At 69.6% G+C, this 19,470-nt stretch carries 18 protein-coding genes; 11 read left to right on the forward strand and 7 right to left on the reverse strand.

Annotated elements, in window-relative coordinates:
• Position 1: 1 nt before the first annotated feature.
• The 3 genes from A5697_RS23960 to tyrS form a co-directional block, all read right to left on the reverse strand.
• Complete coding sequence (locus A5697_RS23960; RefSeq protein WP_082953566.1) at positions 2-778, reverse strand: tetratricopeptide repeat protein; 777 nt, start codon at positions 776-778, stop codon at positions 2-4.
• 28 nt (positions 779-806) lie between these two features.
• Positions 807-1,181: a DUF732 domain-containing protein gene (locus tag A5697_RS23965; RefSeq protein ID WP_304442493.1), complete on the reverse strand. Its 375-nt coding sequence runs from the start codon at positions 1,179-1,181 to the stop codon at positions 807-809.
• A gap of 76 nt (positions 1,182-1,257) precedes the next feature.
• The gene (tyrS, locus tag A5697_RS23970) at positions 1,258-2,529 is read right to left on the reverse strand and encodes a tyrosine--tRNA ligase (protein WP_068012249.1); all 1,272 of its coding nucleotides are present in this window, start codon (positions 2,527-2,529) and stop codon (positions 1,258-1,260) included.
• 77 nt (positions 2,530-2,606) lie between these two features.
• On the opposite strand from tyrS, the gene A5697_RS23975 reads away from it, so the two are divergent.
• Positions 2,607-3,530: a bile acid:sodium symporter family protein gene (locus tag A5697_RS23975; protein WP_369806149.1), complete on the forward strand. Its 924-nt coding sequence runs from the start codon at positions 2,607-2,609 to the stop codon at positions 3,528-3,530.
• A gap of 24 nt (positions 3,531-3,554) precedes the next feature.
• On the opposite strand, the gene A5697_RS23980 is transcribed toward A5697_RS23975, so the two are convergent.
• Positions 3,555-4,166, reverse strand: coding sequence for a DNA-3-methyladenine glycosylase (locus tag A5697_RS23980; RefSeq protein WP_067951291.1), 612 nt, complete (start codon positions 4,164-4,166; stop codon positions 3,555-3,557).
• Positions 4,167-4,237: 71 nt separating this feature from the next.
• On the opposite strand from A5697_RS23980, the gene A5697_RS23985 reads away from it, so the two are divergent.
• The 4 genes from A5697_RS23985 to A5697_RS24000 all read left to right on the forward strand — a co-directional run bounded on the left by A5697_RS23985 (position 4,238) and on the right by A5697_RS24000 (position 7,773).
• The gene (locus A5697_RS23985) at positions 4,238-5,515 is read left to right on the forward strand and encodes an ammonium transporter (RefSeq protein WP_067951289.1); all 1,278 of its coding nucleotides are present in this window, start codon (positions 4,238-4,240) and stop codon (positions 5,513-5,515) included.
• 39 nt (positions 5,516-5,554) lie between these two features.
• On the forward strand, positions 5,555-6,319 hold the full coding sequence (locus A5697_RS23990; protein WP_068012251.1) for an ABC transporter ATP-binding protein: 765 nt from the start codon (positions 5,555-5,557) through the stop codon (positions 6,317-6,319).
• Positions 6,253-7,071, forward strand: a complete 819-nt coding sequence (locus A5697_RS23995; protein WP_082953567.1) for an ABC transporter permease — start codon at positions 6,253-6,255, stop codon at positions 7,069-7,071. Before A5697_RS23990 ends, A5697_RS23995 begins: the two co-directional genes overlap by 67 nt.
• A gap of 78 nt (positions 7,072-7,149) precedes the next feature.
• Entirely contained in the window at positions 7,150-7,773 is a 624-nt protein-coding gene (locus A5697_RS24000) for a TetR/AcrR family transcriptional regulator (RefSeq protein ID WP_068012252.1), read from the forward strand.
• Here the strand turns inward: A5697_RS24000 and A5697_RS24005 are convergent.
• Both A5697_RS24005 and A5697_RS24010 read right to left on the reverse strand, forming a co-directional pair.
• Positions 7,739-7,957, reverse strand: a complete 219-nt coding sequence (locus A5697_RS24005) for a Trm112 family protein (protein WP_068012253.1) — start codon at positions 7,955-7,957, stop codon at positions 7,739-7,741. The two genes, A5697_RS24000 and A5697_RS24005, sit on opposite strands and share 35 nt — an antisense overlap.
• A complete protein-coding gene (locus A5697_RS24010; RefSeq protein WP_068012254.1) occupies positions 7,950-10,937 on the reverse strand; it encodes an acyl-CoA synthetase in 2,988 nt (995 codons plus the stop codon). The genes A5697_RS24005 and A5697_RS24010 overlap by 8 nt, the downstream gene beginning before the upstream one ends.
• Positions 10,938-11,286: 349 nt before the next feature.
• On the opposite strand from A5697_RS24010, the gene A5697_RS24015 reads away from it, so the two are divergent.
• The gene (locus A5697_RS24015; RefSeq protein WP_068012263.1) at positions 11,287-11,967 is read left to right on the forward strand and encodes an MspA family porin; all 681 of its coding nucleotides are present in this window, start codon (positions 11,287-11,289) and stop codon (positions 11,965-11,967) included.
• 13 nt (positions 11,968-11,980) lie between these two features.
• Here A5697_RS24015 and A5697_RS24020 read toward each other — a convergent pair whose 3' ends face one another.
• Positions 11,981-13,414, reverse strand: a complete 1,434-nt coding sequence (locus A5697_RS24020) for an HNH endonuclease signature motif containing protein (RefSeq protein WP_068012255.1) — start codon at positions 13,412-13,414, stop codon at positions 11,981-11,983.
• A 404-nt stretch (positions 13,415-13,818) separates the two neighbouring features.
• On the opposite strand from A5697_RS24020, the gene A5697_RS24025 reads away from it, so the two are divergent.
• The 5 genes from A5697_RS24025 to A5697_RS24045 form a co-directional block, all read left to right on the forward strand.
• The gene (locus A5697_RS24025) at positions 13,819-14,289 is read left to right on the forward strand and encodes a hypothetical protein (protein ID WP_067951271.1); all 471 of its coding nucleotides are present in this window, start codon (positions 13,819-13,821) and stop codon (positions 14,287-14,289) included.
• Between the two features lie 6 nt (positions 14,290-14,295).
• Complete coding sequence (locus A5697_RS24030; RefSeq protein ID WP_067951269.1) at positions 14,296-15,039, forward strand: gluconate 2-dehydrogenase subunit 3 family protein; 744 nt, start codon at positions 14,296-14,298, stop codon at positions 15,037-15,039.
• Entirely contained in the window at positions 15,039-16,742 is a 1,704-nt protein-coding gene (locus A5697_RS24035) for a GMC family oxidoreductase (RefSeq protein ID WP_068012256.1), read from the forward strand. Before A5697_RS24030 ends, A5697_RS24035 begins: the two co-directional genes overlap by 1 nt.
• On the forward strand, positions 16,735-18,525 hold the full coding sequence (locus A5697_RS24040) for a glycoside hydrolase family 15 protein (protein WP_068012257.1): 1,791 nt from the start codon (positions 16,735-16,737) through the stop codon (positions 18,523-18,525). The genes A5697_RS24035 and A5697_RS24040 overlap by 8 nt, the downstream gene beginning before the upstream one ends.
• Before the next feature lie 19 nt (positions 18,526-18,544).
• Positions 18,545-19,470: SDR family oxidoreductase (locus A5697_RS24045; protein ID WP_068012258.1), on the forward strand; the 926-nt coding region annotated here is incomplete at its 3' end.

A 19,470-nucleotide genomic window follows, 5' to 3' on the forward strand; every position in this document is an offset into this window, starting at 1 on the left:
CTCAGCCCAGCTCGCTTACCCGGTCTTCGGCGTCGGTGACGCCTTCGACGTCGGCGGCCGCCGAGCGCAGGAACCATTGCAGCGCTTCGTCATTGCGCCCAAGCGCCAGCAGGGTGTCCGCGTAGGCGTAGAACAACCGCGCCGCCGTCGAGCCCCGGCGGCCGGGATCCAGTTGCGGTGTGGACAAGACGGTCAGCGCTTGCTCCAGCTGGCCGAGGTCCGCACGCGCGCCGGCGGCGACGATGCGCAGCTCGTCGGCGTCGTCGCCCTGGAGCTGGGCCGCCTCTGGTCCGCGGGCGAGTTCGATCGCCCGTTCCGGGCGGCCAAGTCCGCGTTCGCAATCCGCGATCAGGGCGAGCAGGTTGGACTTGCTGCCCATCCTGCGGGCCGCGCGCAATTCGGCCAGCGCCTGGGCCCAGTCGCCGCAGTGATAGGCGGCGATGCCGACCGCCTCCCGAATCGCGGCGATCCTGCTGGACCGGGCGCGCGCCGCGCGGGCGTGACTGAGCGCGGCCTCTGGGTCCTCATCGAGCAACTCGCCCGCGGCGACCAGGTGGCGTGCCACCGCGTCGGCCGTGGCCCGGTCCAAGGTGCTGAGCTCGCCCCGGATTTCGGGCGCCAACTGCCGGGCCTCCACGCCCGGCGGTATCGGCGGCCCGGGCTCCGGCGCGCGGTGGCCGTCTGGCTGCTGCGGCTGAGCCGGTCGCGCGCGGCCGGGCCCCGACCAGCCGCCGGATGTGCGCGGGCGCCGTTCACCGCGCTGCCTGTCGTCGACCACGCAGCCGAGGATACGGGGGGCCCGCGCGCTAGTACGCCGTGAGCCGGTTCTGCAGCAGCGGCGCGATCACCGCCGGGCAGTAGTTCGCGACGGCGACGATGGTGAACAGGCCGGCCGACTCGTAACCCAGGCCACTGCGTTCCGACATTTCCGCGGCGACCGAGTCGAAGGACTGGCCCGGCGTCACGATCATCGGGCAGACCGACTGGCCCAACGCCAGGGCCCCGGCCGGGTGCGGGTAGGTGATGCCGGCGTTGCTCAGGGCCATCAGGAACGCGTTGCCCCGCATGTCGGCGCTGACGGGCGCGGCCAGTGGGGCGGCCAGCCCCGCCACGCAGGCGGTCAGGATCAGCACGCGCAGCAGGGACCGTTGCACACGCCGGGAAGCCGTCATCGTGACCACCCTGGCCTGTGCGGGTCACAACCGCAACACGGTGCGGTAAAGGTTTGCGCAGCAACGCGTTTTGCGGGTGCGGTTTTCAGACCTTTTCGATCCCGGCGACGGTGCGCTTGCCGCGGCGCAGCACCAGCCACCGGCCGTGCAGGAAGTCCGAGGGCTGCGGCGTCCACTCCTCGCTGTCGATCCGGATGTTGTTGACCGACACCCCGCCCTCGCCGATGGTGCGCCGCGCCGCCTTCCTGCTCTCGGACAGACCGCTGGCCACCAGCAGGTCGACGATCCCGTCGGGGCCACCGGGTTTGAGCTCGGCGACCGAGGCCTCGCGCAGCGCCGCCGACAGCGTCGCCTCGTCCAGGCGGTCCAATTCGCCCTGCCCGAACAGTGCCCGGCTGGCGTGCTCGACCGCCTCGGTGGCCGCCTCGCCGTGCACCAGCACGGTCAGTTCGCGGGCGAGCCGGCGCTGGGCGGCGCGCTGCTGCGGGCGCTCGGCGGTCGCCCGCTCCAGCTCGGCGAGCTCGTCGGCCGACAGGAAGGTGAACCAACGCAGGTACCGGATCACGTCGGCGTCGGCGGTGTTGAAGAAGTACTGGTACCAGGCATACGGGGTGGTCATCGCCGGGTCCAGCCACAGGCTGCCGCCGCCGGTGGACTTGCCGAACTTGGTGCCGTCGGCCGCTGTCACCAGCGGGACGGTGAGCGCGTGCACCGTGGCGCCCAGCTTCTGGCGGACCAATCGCACGCCGGCGATGATGTTGCCCCACTGGTCGGAACCGCCGATCTGCAGCGTGCAGCCGTACCGGCGGTGCAATTCGACGTAGTCGTTGGCCTGAAGGAGCATGTAGCTGAATTCCGTGTAGGAGATGCCCTCGCCCTCCAGCCGCCGCCGGACAGTGTCGCGATCCAGCATGACGTTGACTGAGAAGTGCTTGCCGAGGTCACGCAGGAACTCGATGGCTGACAGCGGGGCCGTCCAGTCCAGGTTGTTGACGACGACCGCGCCCGTCTCGGATTCGTCGAAGTCGACGAAGCGCTCGAGCTGCCCGCGGATGCGCTCGGTCCAGTCGGCGACGACGTCCGCCTCGTTCAGGGTGCGCTCCCCGACGTCACGCGGGTCACCGATCATGCCGGTGGCGCCGCCGGCGAGGACGATCGGGCGGTGGCCGGCGCGCTGGAAACGCCGCAGCGCCAGCAGCGGCACCAGGTGCCCCGCGTGCAGGCTGGCCGCGGTCGGGTCGAAACCCGCGTACACCGTCAACGGACCGCGCTGCGCCTCGGCCGCCAATGCGTCGAGGTCGGTGGACTGCGCGATCAGCCCACGCCAGCTCAGCTCGTCAAGGATCCCGGAAGACATCGCCGCCGACTTTAGTCGGTCTCGCGGCCGCGATTCGCCCCTGCGCTGCTCGATAAGGCAAGCTAACGGCGCGGCGCATCGTCGCTTTTCCCTCAGCGCACCAAACAACGCGGAGCGTCATGGACAACCGGTACTGGCCGTTGGTGGTCGTGATCATCATGCTCGCCCTCGGGCTGACGCTCACGGTCGACGACTTCAAGCGGGCGGCCACGCTGCGCAAACCACTGGTCGTCGCGCTCGTCTGCCAGTCGCTGCTGCTCCCGTCGCTGTGCCTGGTCATCGCCGAGGCCTTCCACCTCGAGCCCCACCTGGCGGTCGGGCTGATGCTGATGGCCGCCACCCCCGGCGGGACGATGTCCAGCATCCTCAGCCACCTGTTCAACGGCGACTTGGCGCTCAACCTCACGCTGACGGCGATCAACGCCGTGCTGTCCATCGTTGCGTTGCCCGCGATTCTGGCGGTGTCGATGACGTGGTTCCTCGGCAAAGGGCGGTTTCTCCCGCTGCAGCCGGACAAGTTCTTCGCGGTGATCGGCCTGGTCATCGTCCCCATCGCGATCGGGGTGGCGGTCCGCCACCGCTTTCCCGCACTGGCCCGGCGACTGCAGAAACCGGTCCGGATCGTCGCGCTCACGCTGCTCGTACTCGCCGTGCTCGGCGCCGTCGCCGGGGGACGAACCACGCTCTGGCACAACCTCAGCGTGCTGAGCGGAGCCGTCGTGGCCTTCTGCGCCGTGAGCCTGACGGTCGGCTATCTGGCGCCGCGCCTGATGCGGCTGGCTCCGCGGCAGGCCGTCGCGGTCAGCCTGGAGGTCGGCATGCACAACGCCGTGGTGGCGATGGGCGTCGCGTTGAGTCCGCAACTGCTGAACAGCGCCGAGATGGCCACGCCGGCCGCGATATACAGTGCCGTCGCGCCGCTCCTGGCCGTGGCGTTCGTGTTCCTGGCGCGGCGAGTGGACCCGGCGTTTCGTGCGGTCCCCGCACCGGCGGCCGCCTAGCCCTATGAAGGCGACCCGCTGCCGCTAGTCGCTGGTCCCCGGGGCGGGCGCCCGTGGGCTGCGCCGGTATGCCGACACTTCCGGGCGGCCGGGGAGCCAGAACCGCCACGGCCGGTCGGCGGCCTGGCTGACCCCCACCCGCGGGCCCGCCACGGGGGTCAGCGGCTCGTTGAGTTCCAGGGTGACCGGGTTGGCGGGGTCGAACAGGTCAATCCCGTTGTCGTCCATGGTGATTCCCAGGGCCGAACACAGATTGCCGGGCCCGCGCGCCAGCGCGGCCGCGCGAACCAGCTCGCCGCGCCGGGCGCGGGCGGTATCGGTGCCGTCCTCGAGGGCGGCGGCCCGCAACAGGACGGCCGCGGCGGTCCCGTCCGGCCCGCAGGAAACGTTGGCGCAGACGTGGATCCCGTGGCTGCGATAGGTGTAGAGGCGGCCGGGAGGCCCGAACATCACCGCGTTGCGTCCGCTGATGCCGCGATAGGAGTGCGCCGCGGCGTCCGGCCATGGGCCGTCCGGAACTCCGCCGTACGCCTCGACTTCCACGATGACGGCGCTGACGCCCCGCCCGGTGAGGGTGGCGCCGAGTAGCCGATGCGCGGCCGCGACGGGGTCGACGAGCAGCTGGCTTGCGGCCACCCACCGAACCTACCGGCAGCGCTGCCATGGCAGTATCCCGGTGTCCTGGGACCTGTGAAGGAGCACACAGCATGCATCCGATCGACCCCGCCGCCACCGCGTGGCTGCTGGCCAGCACCGCGCTGGTCCTCCTGATGACGCCCGGCCTGGCGATCTTCTACGGCGGCATGGTCCGCACCACCGGCGTGCTCAACATGATCATGATGAGCTTCATCTCCATCCCGCTGGTCACGGTGGCGTGGCTGTTGCTGGGCTACACCATCGCCTTCAGCGAGGACGGGGCGAGCGGGTTCCTCGGCAATCTCAGGCATGTCGGGATGCTGGGTATCACCCCGGACACCGCCCACGGCGCGGTTCCCGAACTCCTGTACGCCACGTTCCAGGTCACGTTCGCGATCATCACGGCCGCCCTGGTCAGCGGCGCCATCGCCGACCGCGCGAAGTTCGCCGCGTGGATGGTGTTCGTCCCGGTGTGGACGGTCGTCGTGTATTCGGTTGTGGCGCACTGGGTATGGGGGCCCGGCGGCTGGCTGGCCAAGATGGGCGTGCTGGACTACGCGGGCGGCCTCGTCGTCGAGATCGTGTCCGGTTCCTCGGCCCTGGCCCTGGCGCTGGTGCTCGGCCCCCGCATCGGCTTCAAGAAGGACGCCATGCGGCCGCACAACCTGCCGCTCGTGCTGCTCGGTGTCGGCCTGCTGTGGTTCGGCTGGTTCGGGTTCAACGCCGGGTCTGCGCTGGCCGCCAACGGCACCGCCGCTGCCATCTTCCTCAACACCCTCGTCGCCGGCTGCCTCGGCATGCTCGGCTGGCTGTCGGTCGAACAGGTCCGCGACGGCAGGCCCACGACGTTCGGCGCGGCGTCCGGGGTGGTGGCCGGGCTCGTCGCCATCACGCCGTCGTGCGGAACCGTCAACACGCTCGGGGCGGCGGTCGTCGGCCTCGCGGCCGGCGTCGTGTGTTCGTTCGCGGTCAGCGCGAAGTTTCGGTTCAACTACGACGATTCGCTCGATGTGGTCGGCGTGCACTTCGTCGGCGGGGTCGTCGGTGTGTCGTTGATCGGGCTGCTCGCCACGGCGGTCATGACGTCGGGCCCGCGGGGCCTCTTCTATGGGGGCGGCTTCACCCAGCTGGGCAAGCAGACGCTCGCGATCGTCGTCGTCGCGGTGTATGCGTTCGCCGTGTCGTTCGTGCTCGCGAAGCTGATCGACCGGGTGATGGGCTTCCGGGTCAGCGCGGAAGACGAGATCACCGGCGTCGACCTCACCCAGCACGCCGAGACGGCCTACGCCGAGGGCGTGCACGGACACCTGCCGCAGCGCCGCCCGGGATCGCCAGAACGTTCCCCGTAGCCCCTTGACAGCGGGTCGGCGCAGGCGGATATTCATCGTATGATGACTTCATCACATGATGAATTAATCTCGGCCCCGGCCGTCCGCATCGACCACCTGAGGGTGATCCGCGGCAAATGCACCGCACTGCACGACGTCTCGGTGCAGATTGGGCGGGGCAGCATCACCGGTCTGCTCGGCCCGTCAGGCTGCGGCAAGACCACCCTGATGCGCTGCATCGTCGGCACGCAGATCGTGACTGGAAATTCCAAGGGAGCCGTCGCCGTGCTCGGCCACCCGGCCGGGTCGGCGGCGCTGCACCGCCGCGTCGGATACCTGCCCCAGGACCCGACCATCTACAACGACCTGCGGGTCGTCGACAACGTGCGGTACTTCGCCTCGCTGTACGGTTTCGACCACCAGGCCGCCGACACCGCGATCGAGCGGGTCGGGCTGGCCGATCAACGAACCGCCCTCTGCGCCAACCTTTCCGGTGGTCAGCGCACCCGAGTGTCGCTGGCGTGCGCGCTGGTCTGCCAGCCCGACCTGCTCGTGCTCGACGAGCCCACGGTGGGTTTGGACCCGGTGCTGCGCGCGGATCTGTGGGGGCAGTTCGCCAACCTCGCCCGTGCCGGAACCACGCTGCTGGTGTCCAGTCACGTCATGGACGAAGCCGACCACTGCGGCGACCTGTTGCTGATGCGCGACGGACACCTGCTCGCGCACACCACCCCGGCCCGACTACGAGAGGACACCGGATGCACGTCACTGGAGGACGCGTTTCTGTCCATCATCAGGCGCACCACCACGCGCGAAGCCGGTTAGGACTCAAGGGATACACCGCCACCACGACGCGGATCCTGCGCCAGCTGGCCGCGGACCACCGCAGCGTCGCGATGATTCTGTTCGTGCCGCTCTTGGTCATCTCGCTGATGTACTTCATGTTCCAGAACGCACCGCATCGGCCCGGCACCCCGGCACCGTTCAACAACGCCTGCCTGATCCTGCTGGGCCTCTTCCCGCTGTTCGTGATGTTCATCATCACGGCGATCACGATGCAGCGGGAACGGGCCTCTGGGACGCTGGAGCGCATCCTGACCACTCCCCTGCGCCGGTTCGACCTACTGATCGCCTACGGCACCGCGTTCTCGACGGCCGCTGCGGCACAAGCCATTCTGGCGTGCATCGTGTCGTTTTGGGCGCTCGGCTTCGACACCGCGGGCAGCCCCGCGTGGGTGTTCGTGATCGCGATCGTCAACGCCGTGTTGGGTGTGGGGCTGGGCCTGCTGTGTAGTGCCTTCGCGCGCACGGAGTTTCAGGCCGTGCAATTCATTCCGTTGGTGATGGTTCCTCAGTTGTTGCTGGCCGGGATCATCGTGCCGCGGGCGCTGATGCCACACTGGCTGCAGTGGATCAGCAACGTGATGCCGGCCAGCTACGCGCTGGAGGCCCTCCAGCAGGTGGGTGCGCACCCGCAGCTGACCTACATCGCGGTGCGCGACATCGTCGTCGTGCTCGGCTCCGCGCTCATCGCGCTGTGCCTGGCGGCGGCGACGCTGCGTCGGCGGACCGCCTAGTGGCGATCGCGAGCGCGGCGAAGCCGGGCGCGGCGGGTCGCCACGGAGGGTCCTAGTGGCGATCGCGAGCGGGTCCTAGTGGCGGCCCCCAACACCCGGCGCCGTCGGCCGGGGCGCCCCGCCGGAAGCTCCGACACCCGCAACCGCATCCTGGCCAGCGCCCGAGAGTTGTTTGCCACCAACGGTATTGGCAATACCTCGATCCGTGCGGTAGCGGCCGCGGCGGGTGTGGATTCGGCGCTGGTGCATCACTACTTCGGCACCAAGGAGAAGCTGTTCGCCGCCGCCGTCCACATCCCGATCGACCCGATGGACATCATCGGCCCGCTGCGCGACGTGCCGATCGAGGAAGTCGGCTACCGGCTGCCGTCGATGTTGTTGCCGCTGTGGGATTCCGACCTGGGCACGGGCTTCATCGCAACGCTGCGGTCCGTCCTGGCCGGCTCGGAGGTCAACCTGTTCCGCACGTTCATCGAGGACGTGATCGGGGTGGAAGTTGGTCCGCGCGTTGACAATCCGCCCGGCACTGGATTGATCCGCGTCCAGTTCGTCGCGTCGCAACTGGTCGGCGTGGTGATGGCGCGCTACATCCTGCGATTGGAGCCGTTCGCTTCGCTACCGGCCGATCAGGTCGCGCAAACGATCGCGCCGAATCTGCAGCGTTACCTCACCGGGGATCTGCCGGACGGCCTTGTGCCATGAGCCGGGCGTGCTCGTCGTCGTCGTCGACGTCTCGCGCCTCGTCGATGAGCAGCACCGGAATGCCGTCCTCGATGCGGTAGGCACGCCGCAACCGCGGGTTGTACAGCAATTCGTCGTCCACCAGCAGCAGCGGTCCCCGGTCGGCCGGGCAGACCAGGATTGCCAGCAGTGAATCGTCAACCATCGGTGCGCCCGCTCAGCTCGGCCCGCACGCCGGCGGTCAGCTTTCGGAAGAAGTTGCTCTCGCCGTCGAAGTACCACACCTGGCGGCCCGGCTTGGGAATTCCCGCCGCGCGCAACGCGCTGACGGTCGGACGGTAGGTCGCGCTCAAAGTCATCTCCGGACACACTTGGACGATGTCGGGACCCACTCCGATGGGAATCTTGGCCACGGCGTCGGTCAGGTCGGCCGCGGTGATGCTGGCCCCCGGAAGCAGCGTAACCGCCGCGACCGCCACCTCCCGGTCGCCCACCGGCACGTTGTAGGTCACCGCGAGGTCGACGCCGTTGATGCACCCCAGCGCGTCGGTGACCCGCTCGGCATACACGAGGCCCCGCGCGGTGTGGACCACCGAGCCGCGCCTGCCCGCCAACCAGAAGTCGCCGTCGTCGTCGCGATAGAACAGGTACTCCGTCGAGATCCAGGTGTCGCCGGCGGCGAAGACTCCCCGCTTGACCGACGCCGTCGGATCGATCGGGCCGTTGGACGCGGCGAGCAGCACCCCGACCTCTTTCGGCTCGGCCACCTGGACGAAGCCGCGGTCGTTCTCCAGGATCAGATCCTGCTCGGCGTCGTAGGCCGCCAGCTCGATACGCCCTGCGCCCGGCAGCGGTCGGCCCTTGCTGCCGATCTTGGCCCCAGACACATTGGCCAGCACCGCTTGTCCGTCGGTGGTCGCGAAGAACTCGACGACATGGGCGGGCGCAAACGCGTCGACGACCCGGCCCCACAGGCCCGTCGGCATGCCGGACCCGATGAACAACCGCACCGGGTGGTTGCCGTGCAGCACGAACGCGGGGTCGTCGACGATCTCGCGGAGCATGGCCCAGGTGTAGGACACCACCGTGACGCCGTACTGCCGCACCTCCTGAACGAACCGGTCCCGGTCCAGGCCGCGGGACAACGCGATGCGGGTCCCGCCGACCACCGCGCCGCCGAGGCTGACCAGCAGCGCCGACTCGTGGTGCAGCGGGGTCAAGCAGTACACGGTGTCCCGGCGGTCCAGCGCGGCCGTCGAGGCGGTCCCGAACGCCGACACCGCCCACCGGTAGTTGGTGATCTGCTTGGCGACCAACTCGCCGCCGGCCGCGCTGAACGCGATGAACGCCAAGTCCCGCGCCAGCCCCGGGTTGGGCCGGTACCAGCCGGGCAGCTCGACGGCGTCCGGGTCGATCCGCTCCATGTCGATGACGTCGCTGTCGTCGGGCAGATGCAGGTCCCGCGACTCGCCGCCGCCGAGCACCAGCACCTGCCGCAGCCCATCGCGGCCCGACGCCAGCACCGCCTCCAGGTTGGTGGGGTCGGTCAACAACTCGGTCACGCCGCCGAGCCGAACCGACGCTGCCAGGTCGGCGTCCGGTCGCATCACCACCGCGACCGCGCCCAGCCGGGACAGCGCGGCGATGGCGACCAGCGCGCTGGGCCGCGTCTCCATCAGCACGCCGACCCGGTCGCCCTGCCGCACCCCGACCTCGATCAGGCCGCGGACGACATTGTTGATCCGCCGGTTGACGGCTTCGTAGGTGTGCACGCGACCGTCGAACAGCAGGAACTCGCCCCGCGGGGCGTCGTGCGCCTGTTCGTCGATGATGCGGCCCAGCGAGATTCGGGTGTGGTCGTTGATCTGTCCCAGCCGGACCAGCCGCGGCAGCGTCCGGGCCGTTTCTACGGCCAGGGTCCGCATCGACTTATTGGCCGCGACCACCGTGTTGGCCGCGCCGCGCACCACGCCCAGCGCCGCCTCGGAGACCTCCCCGATGCCGTGCACGAGCCGGGAGCTCAGCGCGACGCCGCTGTCCGTGTGCTCCTCGGGCTGGTCGGCCATCAGGTCGATGCTGTCCGGCTTGTCGCCGCCGGTGGAGAGCCATTGCACCCATTCGGCGACCGTCGGCCAGCTCTGCTGCGCCGCCTTCGATCCGACGACCAGGCCGAAATGCCCTGTGCGGATGCGACTTTCGTACACTTCGGCATCGGGGGCCGCGCGCCGGATGCCGCGTACCGATGCCGGCTGCCCGATGTCGTCCACCTCGCCGACGAAGGCCAGCACGGGGCAGGTGATGTCGGTGAGCGTGACCATTTGCCCGTTGACGGCGAAACCGCCGGTCATCATTCGGTTGTGGGCGATGAATTGTTTGAGCAGTTCGGAGATCGCCGGCCCGGACCAGGCGATCCAGCCTTCGCGCTCGAGGAACCGGCGCTGTTGTTCGCGCGGAAGTAGCGCCTCGCGGTCGTGCAGCTGGCGCACGAAGTCCACTCGGGCCTTGGCGGTCTTGAGCGGGTCGAGCATCTGAAAGCCGGTGCGCGCCATCCAGCTCGGGATGTCCAGGCGGCTGAAGACGTGGTCGGCCATGAAGTTGGCGGCGGGTGCGGCGAAGTTCGCCGGAATGCCCATCGGCAGGGCGGCCAGGGTGTCCACCGGCGAACCGAAGGTGACGATGCTGGCCAGGCTTTTCGAACGCCGGTACGCGGCGACCTGGTAGCACCACATGCCACCCTGCGAATATCCGACCAGATGGACGTCGCTTCCGGTGACGTCCCTGACGGTGTCGATCGCCTGACTGAGCGCGACGATGTGGTCGGCCAGCGTGCGGCGCATGCCGCCTTCGACCTTGTCGGGTTCGCCGAAGTCGATGACCCAGGGATCCAGCCCGTTGGCGTGCAGGATGCCGACCGCGCCGTCCTCGCGCGTGACGTCCCACATGTCCGCCGACATCATCATCGGGTGCACCATCAGCACCGGCGGGCCGACCCGCGGCTTGTCCGGCCGGCTGTCGGGCGGGAAGTAACGCCGGAGCTTGTACATCGGTACGCTCTCGACGATCTGAGAAGGCGACGGCACGGTGCCGGTTTCCAAGCCCCCCAGTCGCAAGACCTCGAGCCCGTTCTGCGCCGTAGCTATCAGGCGCTCGACCGGTCGCGTGACAATCGACAAGTTGAGATCCACGGCCGCTCCCTAATGTCTTGACAGCTCCGACATCATGGCACACCCGCGTGCGCGGTGGTCCTGGCCAGGCGATTTACCTCGGGGCGGTAAGCCGCCGCAGTCGCGCGGGTCGACCTTCGGCCCCGGTCGGGCTCCGTCCGGGGCCGCCGCGCCTGGGGAATACGGCGCGCTCGAGGCTCGCCCCGCTAATGACCGGAGCAGCGATCCGTTCGTCCGGCACGCCAACCCAAACTTCCGCCGCCATATCCCATAACGATTACGAACGCACAACGACTTCGGCGGCTCGACCAGCAAATTCCGGGAGCGGGATCGGGCGCCGCATACGGTGTCGCACGTGTGGCCGGTAGCCGTGGTCGTCCGTCGCGCTGCGATCGTCGCTTCGTGCGTCGTCTTTGCGGTGATCTCGGCACCGCCGACGGCCGCCGACCCCGACGCGGAAAATGTTGCCGCGGTAACGCCGGACGACGGGCGGGTGCCCTCGTCCGAAGCGGTGACCTACACGACGCCGGAAGGCTGGACCCTCACCCTCGGGGCGCGGGACGAGTCGCAAGTTCCCATCGCGCCGTTGACCACCGCGCTATCGTCTCGCGAATACCTCGCCCGCGGAACGTTTGCCGCCTCGCTGGACGGGCTCGAAAATCCCCACGGCACCCTCGAGGTGGGTTACGAGATCGGCTGCGGCATCGACATGAGCACGTCCAACGGCGTCACCCTCGGCGGCAACGCCGGCGTGACCCCCGGCCTGGGCTTGGCGGGCGTGTTTACCGGTGCGCCGACGCCGGTGCCGTTGGTCACCACCCCGATGAACGGCCTGATCACCGTGGGCCTCAAGCCGGGTGTCGTAGTCGTAGTACCGGTGGCCAAGAAGGAGTTCACGGGCCCGAATCCGCGGGTCATCGTCACCGGATTCCACGTCAAAATCGATGGGTGCGTGGGTCAGTCGTTCATCCGGTCCTACGCGACGCTGACCCAAGTGACCGACGAATCCGACGTGGTGCTGTCCTACGTCGGCGTCACCAAAACCGTGTGAACGCCGGAGCGCCCTAGAAGGGTGGGGGTTCGTCGTCCGGCGGTGCGGGACCGCGTGCGGTGGGTTGGGTTGCCAGTCGGGCGTCGCGGTTGTGGTGACGTTCGGTGGCGATGCGCTGGGCCCGGTTCTGGGCGCGGGTGCGGGTGCGCCGGGGCATCATCGCGGTGCGGCCCCCGCAGCGCTCGGGTGCCGTGGGTGCCGGGAGGTCGCCGGTGGGCGCGCACAGGCTGGGGAACAGCAGCGCGCTGCCCGGGGTGGTGACGTAGGTGTGCCCGTCGGGCAGCCGCCAGATGAGGGTGCCGTCGGGCAACTGCTCGTCGCGCCAGCCCCAGAACGTTTTGAGCAAATGATGTTGGCGGCAAAGACATTTCAGGTTCGACGAATGCGTCGGGCCGCCATCGGCGTACGGGATCGTATGGTCGATATCGCAGTCGACGGCCGGCCGATCACACCCCGGCGCCCGACACGTCAGATCCCGGCACCGCACGAAATCGGCCAGCCGGGCCGAGGGGATGTAGCGCGGCTCGGCCTGCGCCGGGACGCTGACCGGCACCAGCCTCGCCGAGCGGGCCAGTTCGGCAACCACCTCGGCCGGCACCAGGCCCTCCACGCCGGGCAACACCCCCGGCGCCGCGCCGCGCCCGGCGACCGTGGCCGCCTCGGCCACCACATGGATCACCACCGCGCTCGGGGTTCGCCCACTACCGGCGCACTCCGGCGTCCCACACTGACAGCCCAACCGGTCCGCGCCGGCGGCCAACGCACCCAGCGCGTCGGCCCGTCGCTGCCGCTGGGAGCGCGGATCGGCCCCACACACGCTGGCGGCCAACTCGTCGAGGCGCCGATCCAGCGCGTGCCCGTCGGCGCCGAACACGCTGCCCGTCAGCCACGCCATCCCCGACTCGTTGTCCTGCACGTCGACGAACCGATCGTCGATGGCCCGCTTGGCCCGGCGCACCGCATCGGCATCCACCAGCGCCACCACCCGGTCCACCGCCGCGCCCAGCCCACCGCGGGTCAGCGACGGGCGCCGTGAGATCAACACCGCCAGCCGGGCATCCACCCGCGCCATCACCTCCGCGTCGGTGATCAGATCGGTGCGAAACACGATCGTCTGAAACCCCCGATAATCGATGTCCCCGGCCTGAAACGCCTTGCCCACCTGCGGCAGCCGCTCACGCATCGCCATCGCATACCGCAAATAGCTGTGCGCCATCGCCACACTGCATCCCAGCGCCGCACCCACCTGCGCCGCCACCGCGTCCCACGCATCGGCCGCCCACTCGGCCCGCTCCCCCGAATCGCGGCACCGCAATACCAGCAAGTCCGCCACCGCCCCCAGCCGTTCCGCGGCTGCCCGGGCCTCGGCACGCCCGGCCGCCCGCACCCGAGCCAGCAACACCGCCGACTCCGGAGTGGACCGCGAGGCCAACGCATATTCGAACATAGGTTCGATACTAGATCGAGGGTCCGACAAGTCCGACCGACACCGCAAGGCCCAGACCCACCGACGGTTTGCGCCGATCGAAAGCGGGTACGCACCCCATGCGCTTCGGTCACGACGCGCCGTCGGGACCACCTCGGTTGAAACACACAGCTGGGCGCTAACCAGTTCTCTGGCAGCCATCGCGAATCTTCATCGCGTGGTGGCTGCTCGAGCGTGTTTCGTTTCAGAAGTGAGGTGACGGATGGGCAAGACGGCGGGAGATCTCCGCTGCGAGCGCCTCCCAGCGTCTGATGGCCGAAATTCGACAGCGCTTGCCTCGCAATACCTTTCGTACGCCCGCGTCGATCAGTGCGCGGAACCGAGCCATGACGCAGGCCAATCGACGAGCTAGGAAGGGAAACCAAATGTTGTTGTTAGGCAACGGAGGAGGCGAGGCCCAACACCTCGCCGAGCGGGCGTTGTACGACGTCGCGCACGGTCGCTTCGAACGCTCGCTGTCCGGGCTGACGGCAATCGCGGCCGTCGTCACGACGGCCGAAATCTATTTCGAGCACTACAAGGCCAGCTTCGGCAACAAGTGGATGTGGAGCCCGATCGTGGTGACGCCGCCGGTGGTGGTGGCCGGGGTCGGCGGGGTGTTCTCCCGGCGCTGGGCCAAAACGTGGCTCCCGATCACCGCGGGGATCTACACCGCCAACGGCCTGATGGGCGAATACCTGCATGCCCGCGGCGTCGCGCGCAAGCCGGGCGGCTGGAAGAACGCGTCCTACAACGTGCCCATGGGGCCGCCGATCGCGGCGCCCGGGTTGATGTGCATGGTCGGGGGGATGGGCCTGCTGGCCTCGGTCCTGCGTCGCGAGCGGTTCCGGGGCTGAGCGGCGATGGCGGACACCTCGCGCCCCGACCACCTGCCCAACCTGCGCGCGGATCGCAAACCGCCGCACCCGTCCTGGCTGCCCAAGCAACGCCGTGGCGTCACGCCCCAAATGATCGGCCGCTACCCGGATTACGACGTGCTGGAAACGACCGACACGTGGGACGGCGCCACCAAGAAGGTGGTGCTGGCCCGGCTGGAACCGCCCGGCCCGCTGCGGTTCTTCACGCCGGAGGAGGAGCCGTGCCTGCGGGCGTTCTGCGACACGGTGCTGGCTCAGGACCGCGAGCCACGAGTGCCCGTGCCCGAGTCCGTCGATTCCAAGCTCGCCGACGGCCGCCTCGACGGCTACCAGTACGCCGACATGCCCGACGACCGCGACACGTGGCGGCTGGTGCTGCGCGCGCTCGACGAGACCGCGTCCCGCCGGTACAGCAAGACCTTCGCCGAAGCCGACCCGGACGCCCGCGAAGCGATCATCGACGAGTTCTCGCAGGGCGCCCTGGAGGGCGGGAGCTGGGAACGCCTCAACGTCAAACGCGCGTGGTCGGTGTGCATGCGAATGACGTTGTCCGGGTTCTACTCCCACCCGTGGGCGTGGAACGAGATCGGCTTCGGGGGTCCGGCCTACCCGCGCGGGTTCATGCGCCTCGGCGGTGCCACCGGGCCCGCCGCCGCGCGCGAACCGTTCGAAACCCCGGGCGCCACCGACGAGGACCCGGTCCGCGTGGTCCAAGAGGGAGAGTTGTGATGGGCGACCGACTCCGCGGGCTATTCAAAGGCGCGATCGGGCCGAAGGACAACGAGTCCCGGTTCCTGCTCGACGTGCACTCGCGCGACCTGCCCGGCGAAAAGACCATGCAACGCTACAGCGACGACGACGAGGTCGACCTCGTGGTCGTCGGTGCCGGCGCCGGCGGATCCGTGCTCGCGCAACGGCTGGCGCGGGCCGGCTGGCGGGTCGTGATCCTCGAGGCGGGGCCGTTCTGGCATCCCGACGAGGACTGGGTCTCCGACGAGGCGGGATCGCACTCCCTGTACTGGACGCAGAAGCGGATCATCGGCGGCGACGACCCGATCGAGCTGGGCAAGAACAACTCCGGGCGAGGGGTCGGCGGTTCGATGGTGCACTACGCCGGCTACACGCCGCGGTTCCATCCCAGCGACTTCCGCACCTACACCCTCGACGGGGTCGGAGCGGACTGGCCGATCGGCTACGAAGACGTCCGCCCCCACTACGAGCGGATCGAGCTCGAGTTGCCGGTGGCCGGGCAGAACTGGCCCTGGGGCTACCCACATCGGTATCCCTTTTCACCGCACCCGATTTCGGGTGCCGCGGCCAAGCTGTGGCGCGGGGCGATGCAGCTCGGCATCGAGATGCGGGTCGGGCCCGTCGGCATCGTCAACGGCACCTTCGGTAACCGCCCGCACTGCATCTACCGCGGCTACTGCTTACAGGGTTGCAAGGTCAACGCGAAAGCCAGCCCGTACGTCACGCACCTGCCCGACGCCTTGGCCCACGCCGTGGAGATCCGCGCCAACTGCATGGCCGCCCGCGTCGAGCTCGACGAGGCCGGCTCCGCGCGCGGGGTGGTCTACTACGACGAGACCGGCGGCACCGAGCGGCTGCAGCGGGCCAAGGTCGTCGCGGTCGCCGGGTATTCCATCGAAACGCCGCGCCTGCTGCTGAACTCGGCGTGCGATCGCTTCCCGAATGGGCTGGGCAACAACGACGACCAGGTCGGGCGTTACGTGATGGTGCAGGGCGCCACCCAGTCCGCGGGTCGGTGGTCGGAAGAGGTCCGGATGTACAAGGCCCCGCCACCGGAGGTGTCCTCGGAGCAGTTCTACGAGACCGACTCCGCGCGCGGGTTCGCCCGCGGCTTCGCCATCCAGACGGTTTCGCCGATGCCGATCGGCTGGGCCGAACACGTGCTCGCCGACGGGCATTGGGGCCGCGCGCTGCGGGAATACATGCGCGACTACAACCACTGGGCGACCATCGGTGTGCTCAACGAGCTGCTGCCGTGTCCGGACAATCGGGTCACCCTCGCCCAGGAGACGGACCCCTACGGCCTCCCGGTGGCCCGGTTCGACTACACGCTGTGCGACAACGACAAGGCCAACATGGCCTACTCCACCAAGGTGATCGGCGACATCCTGCATGCCGCCGGCGCCCAGGACGTGCTCACCATCGAGCGGTTCGCCCACCTGATCGGTGGCGCCCGGATGGGCACCCGCCCGGACAACTCGGTGGTCGACTCCGATCACCGGGTGTGGGGCGTGCCTAACCTGTTTCTGGCCGACGGCTCGGTGTGTCCGACGCAGGGCTCGGCGAACCCGGCGCTGACCATCATGGCGCTGGCCTCCCGGCTCGCCGAACGGCTGGCGACCGGCAAGATCGACAGCGCCGCCCCGGCCCGGCGCCCATCGGAGGCGGGGGTCCGTGGCTGACCGCACGATCGACATCGAGGCGACCTTCTCGCCGCGGGTGTTGCGCGAGTACGCCCTGCTCGCCGACGGCGAGCGGGGTGCCCTGCTCGGGCCGCAGGGCGACGTCGCGTGGATGTGCGCGCCGCGCTGGGATTCCGACGGCGTGTTCTCCAATCTCATTGGGGGCGGCGGCGTTTACGCGATCACCCCGACCGACGTCCGGCATGTATGGGGCGGCTATTACGAGCCGGGCAGCCTGATCTGGCGCAATCGCTGGATCACCCGCGACGGCATCGTGGAGTGCCGCGAGGCGCTGGCCTTCCCGGGCGATCCCGACCGGGTGGTGCTGCTGCGCCGCCTCATCGGCTGCCGCGGGACCGCGCGCGTGCGAGTGGTGCTGCAGCCGAGTGCGGAGTTCGGCCGGCACGGTCCCGGCGACATGAGCGTCGACGGCGGGGTATGGAGCGGAAAGTCGGGGCGGTTGCGCTGGCGCTGGCTGGGCGGCTGCGACGTGCGGTCCGTGAAGGCGGCGCGCGGGCGCGGCGAACTGCTCACGTGCGAGATCATCGTCGACGAGGGCGGTCAGCACGACTTCGTGCTGGAGCTCTCCGAGCGGACTCTCCCCGACCGGCCGCCCGACGCCGACATCACCTGGGACGCAACGGAAGCCGCCTGGCATCGCAGCATGCCCGAGCTGAACTGCAGCATCGCGCCCCGCGACGGGCGTCATTCCTACGCGGTGCTGCGCGGGCTGACCAGCAGCGGCGGCGGCATGGTGGCCGCCGCCACGATGAGCCTGCCCGAACGCGCCCACACCAACCAGAACTACGACTACCGCTACGCGTGGATCCGCGATCAGGTCTACGCCGGCATCGCCGCGGCGACCGTGGGGGCGACCGAGTTGCTCGACTGCGCGGTCGAATTCGTCGGGGCCCGGCTGCTCGAACACGGTCCCGATCTCAAGCCGGCCTACACCGTCACGGGTGACAGCGTGCCCGGCGAGGAGACGCTCGACCTGCCGGGCTACCCCGGGGGCGCCGACAAGGTGGGCAACTGGGTCAACCAGCAATTCCAGCTCGACGTCTTCGGCGAGGCGCTGCAGCTGCTGGCATGGGCGGGCAACGCCGACCGGCTCGACGCCGACGGCTGGCGCGCCGCGCGGACCGCCATCGGCGCGATCGAAAAACGCTGGCGCGACCCGGATGCGGGCATCTGGGAGATCGACGACGAGCACTGGACGCAGTCCCGCCTGGCGTGCGTGGCCGGGCTACGCGCCATCGCGAAGGTTTCCGGCGGCGGCCACGAGGTGGCAGCCTGCGCGTCGCTGGCCGACGCGATCCTGGCCGACACCGCGGCCAGCAGCCTGCACCCGCACGGCGGCTACTGGCAACGCAGCCCGCGGCTGCCCGGCGTCGACGCGTCGCTGCTGCTGCCACCCGTGCGCGGCGCCGTGCCCGCCGACGACCCGCGCACCCGGGCCACACTGGACGCCGTCCGCAAGCAGCTCAGCCACGACGGGTTCGTGTACCGCTTCCGGCACGACGAGCGCGACCTCGGTGACGCCGAGGGCGCCTTCCTGCTCTGCGGATTCATGATGGCGCTCGCCGAACATCAACTGGGGCACGCCCATTGCGCGATGCGCTGGTTCGAACGCAACCGCGCCGCCTGCGGGCCCCCCGGCTTGTTCTGCGAGGAATACGACGTCCGGCAGCGCCAGCTCCGCGGCAACCTCCCCCAGGCGTTCGCGCACGCGCTGATGCTGGAATGCACGGCCACCCTCGCCGACGACGCCGACCACGGATGAACGAAAGGAGATCTCCACGATGACACAGACTGTGGTAGTCACCGGAGCCAGCGCCGGCATCGGCCGGGCCACCGCCCAACTGTTCGGGCAGCGCGGGGCGAACGTCGTCCTGCTCGCCCGCGGGTCCGCCGGGCTGGACGGCGCGGCCCGCGACGTCGAATCCGGTGGCGGCAAGGCGCTCAGCATTCCCACCGACGTCGCCGACCACGCGGCCGTCGCCGCTGCCGCCGACGAGACCGAGGCGACGTTCGGCCCCATCGACGTCTGGGTGAACGTCGCGTTCACCTCGGTGTTCGCGCCGTTCAGCGAGATCAGCGCCGAGGAGTTCAAGCGCGTGACCGAGGTGTCCTACCTCGGATACGTGCACGGCACCATGGCGGCGCTGGCGAAGATGCGGCCACGCGACCGCGGCACCATCGTGCAGGTCGGTTCCGCGCTCAGCCAGCGATCCATCCCGCTGCAATCGGCCTACTGCGGTGCCAAGCACGCCATCAACGGTTTCACCGAATCGGTGCGCTGCGAACTGCTGCACGAGCACTCCAAGGTGCGGATCACCGTCGCACAGATGCCCGCGGTCAACACCCCGCAGTTCTCCTGGGTGCTGTCCCGGCTGCCGCGCCATCCCCAGCCCGTGCCGCCGATCTATCAGCCGGAGGTCGCCGCCCGCGGCGTCGTGTATGCCGCCGATCATCCGGAGCGCAAACAATATTGGGTCGGCGACAGCACCATGGTGACGCTGCTGGCGCAGAAGTTCGTCGCGCCGCTGCTGGACCGCTACCTGGGCCGCACCGGTTACGACTCGCAGCAGACCGAGCAGCATGTGCGCCCGGGGCGGCCGCACAACCTGTGGCACCCGCTCGACCAGGAGGCGGGCAGCGACCACGGCGCCCACGGCGGGTTCGACGACAAGTCCCACACGCTGAGCCCGCAACTGTGGGCGTCGCA

Origin of the sequence: Mycobacterium sp. E3251 (assembly GCF_001666835.1) — a bacterium.
Lineage (GTDB): Bacteria > Actinomycetota > Actinomycetes > Mycobacteriales > Mycobacteriaceae > Mycobacterium.

Coding starts and splice junctions, on each gene's coding strand:
- A5697_RS23990 (WP_068012251.1), top strand. CDS start 5,555: ATGATGACTTCATCACATGATGAATTAATCTCGGCCCCGGCCGTCCGC.
- A5697_RS24005 (WP_068012253.1), bottom strand. CDS start 7,957: ATGGTTGACGATTCACTGCTGGCAATCCTGGTCTGCCCGGCCGACCGG.
- A5697_RS23995 (WP_082953567.1), top strand. CDS start 6,253: ATGCACGTCACTGGAGGACGCGTTTCTGTCCATCATCAGGCGCACCAC.
- A5697_RS24035 (WP_068012256.1), top strand. CDS start 15,039: ATGGGCGACCGACTCCGCGGGCTATTCAAAGGCGCGATCGGGCCGAAG.
- A5697_RS24025 (WP_067951271.1), top strand. CDS start 13,819: ATGTTGTTGTTAGGCAACGGAGGAGGCGAGGCCCAACACCTCGCCGAG.
- A5697_RS24030 (WP_067951269.1), top strand. CDS start 14,296: ATGGCGGACACCTCGCGCCCCGACCACCTGCCCAACCTGCGCGCGGAT.
- A5697_RS23985 (WP_067951289.1), top strand. CDS start 4,238: ATGCATCCGATCGACCCCGCCGCCACCGCGTGGCTGCTGGCCAGCACC.
- tyrS (WP_068012249.1), bottom strand. CDS start 2,529: ATGTCTTCCGGGATCCTTGACGAGCTGAGCTGGCGTGGGCTGATCGCG.
- A5697_RS24020 (WP_068012255.1), bottom strand. CDS start 13,414: ATGTTCGAATATGCGTTGGCCTCGCGGTCCACTCCGGAGTCGGCGGTG.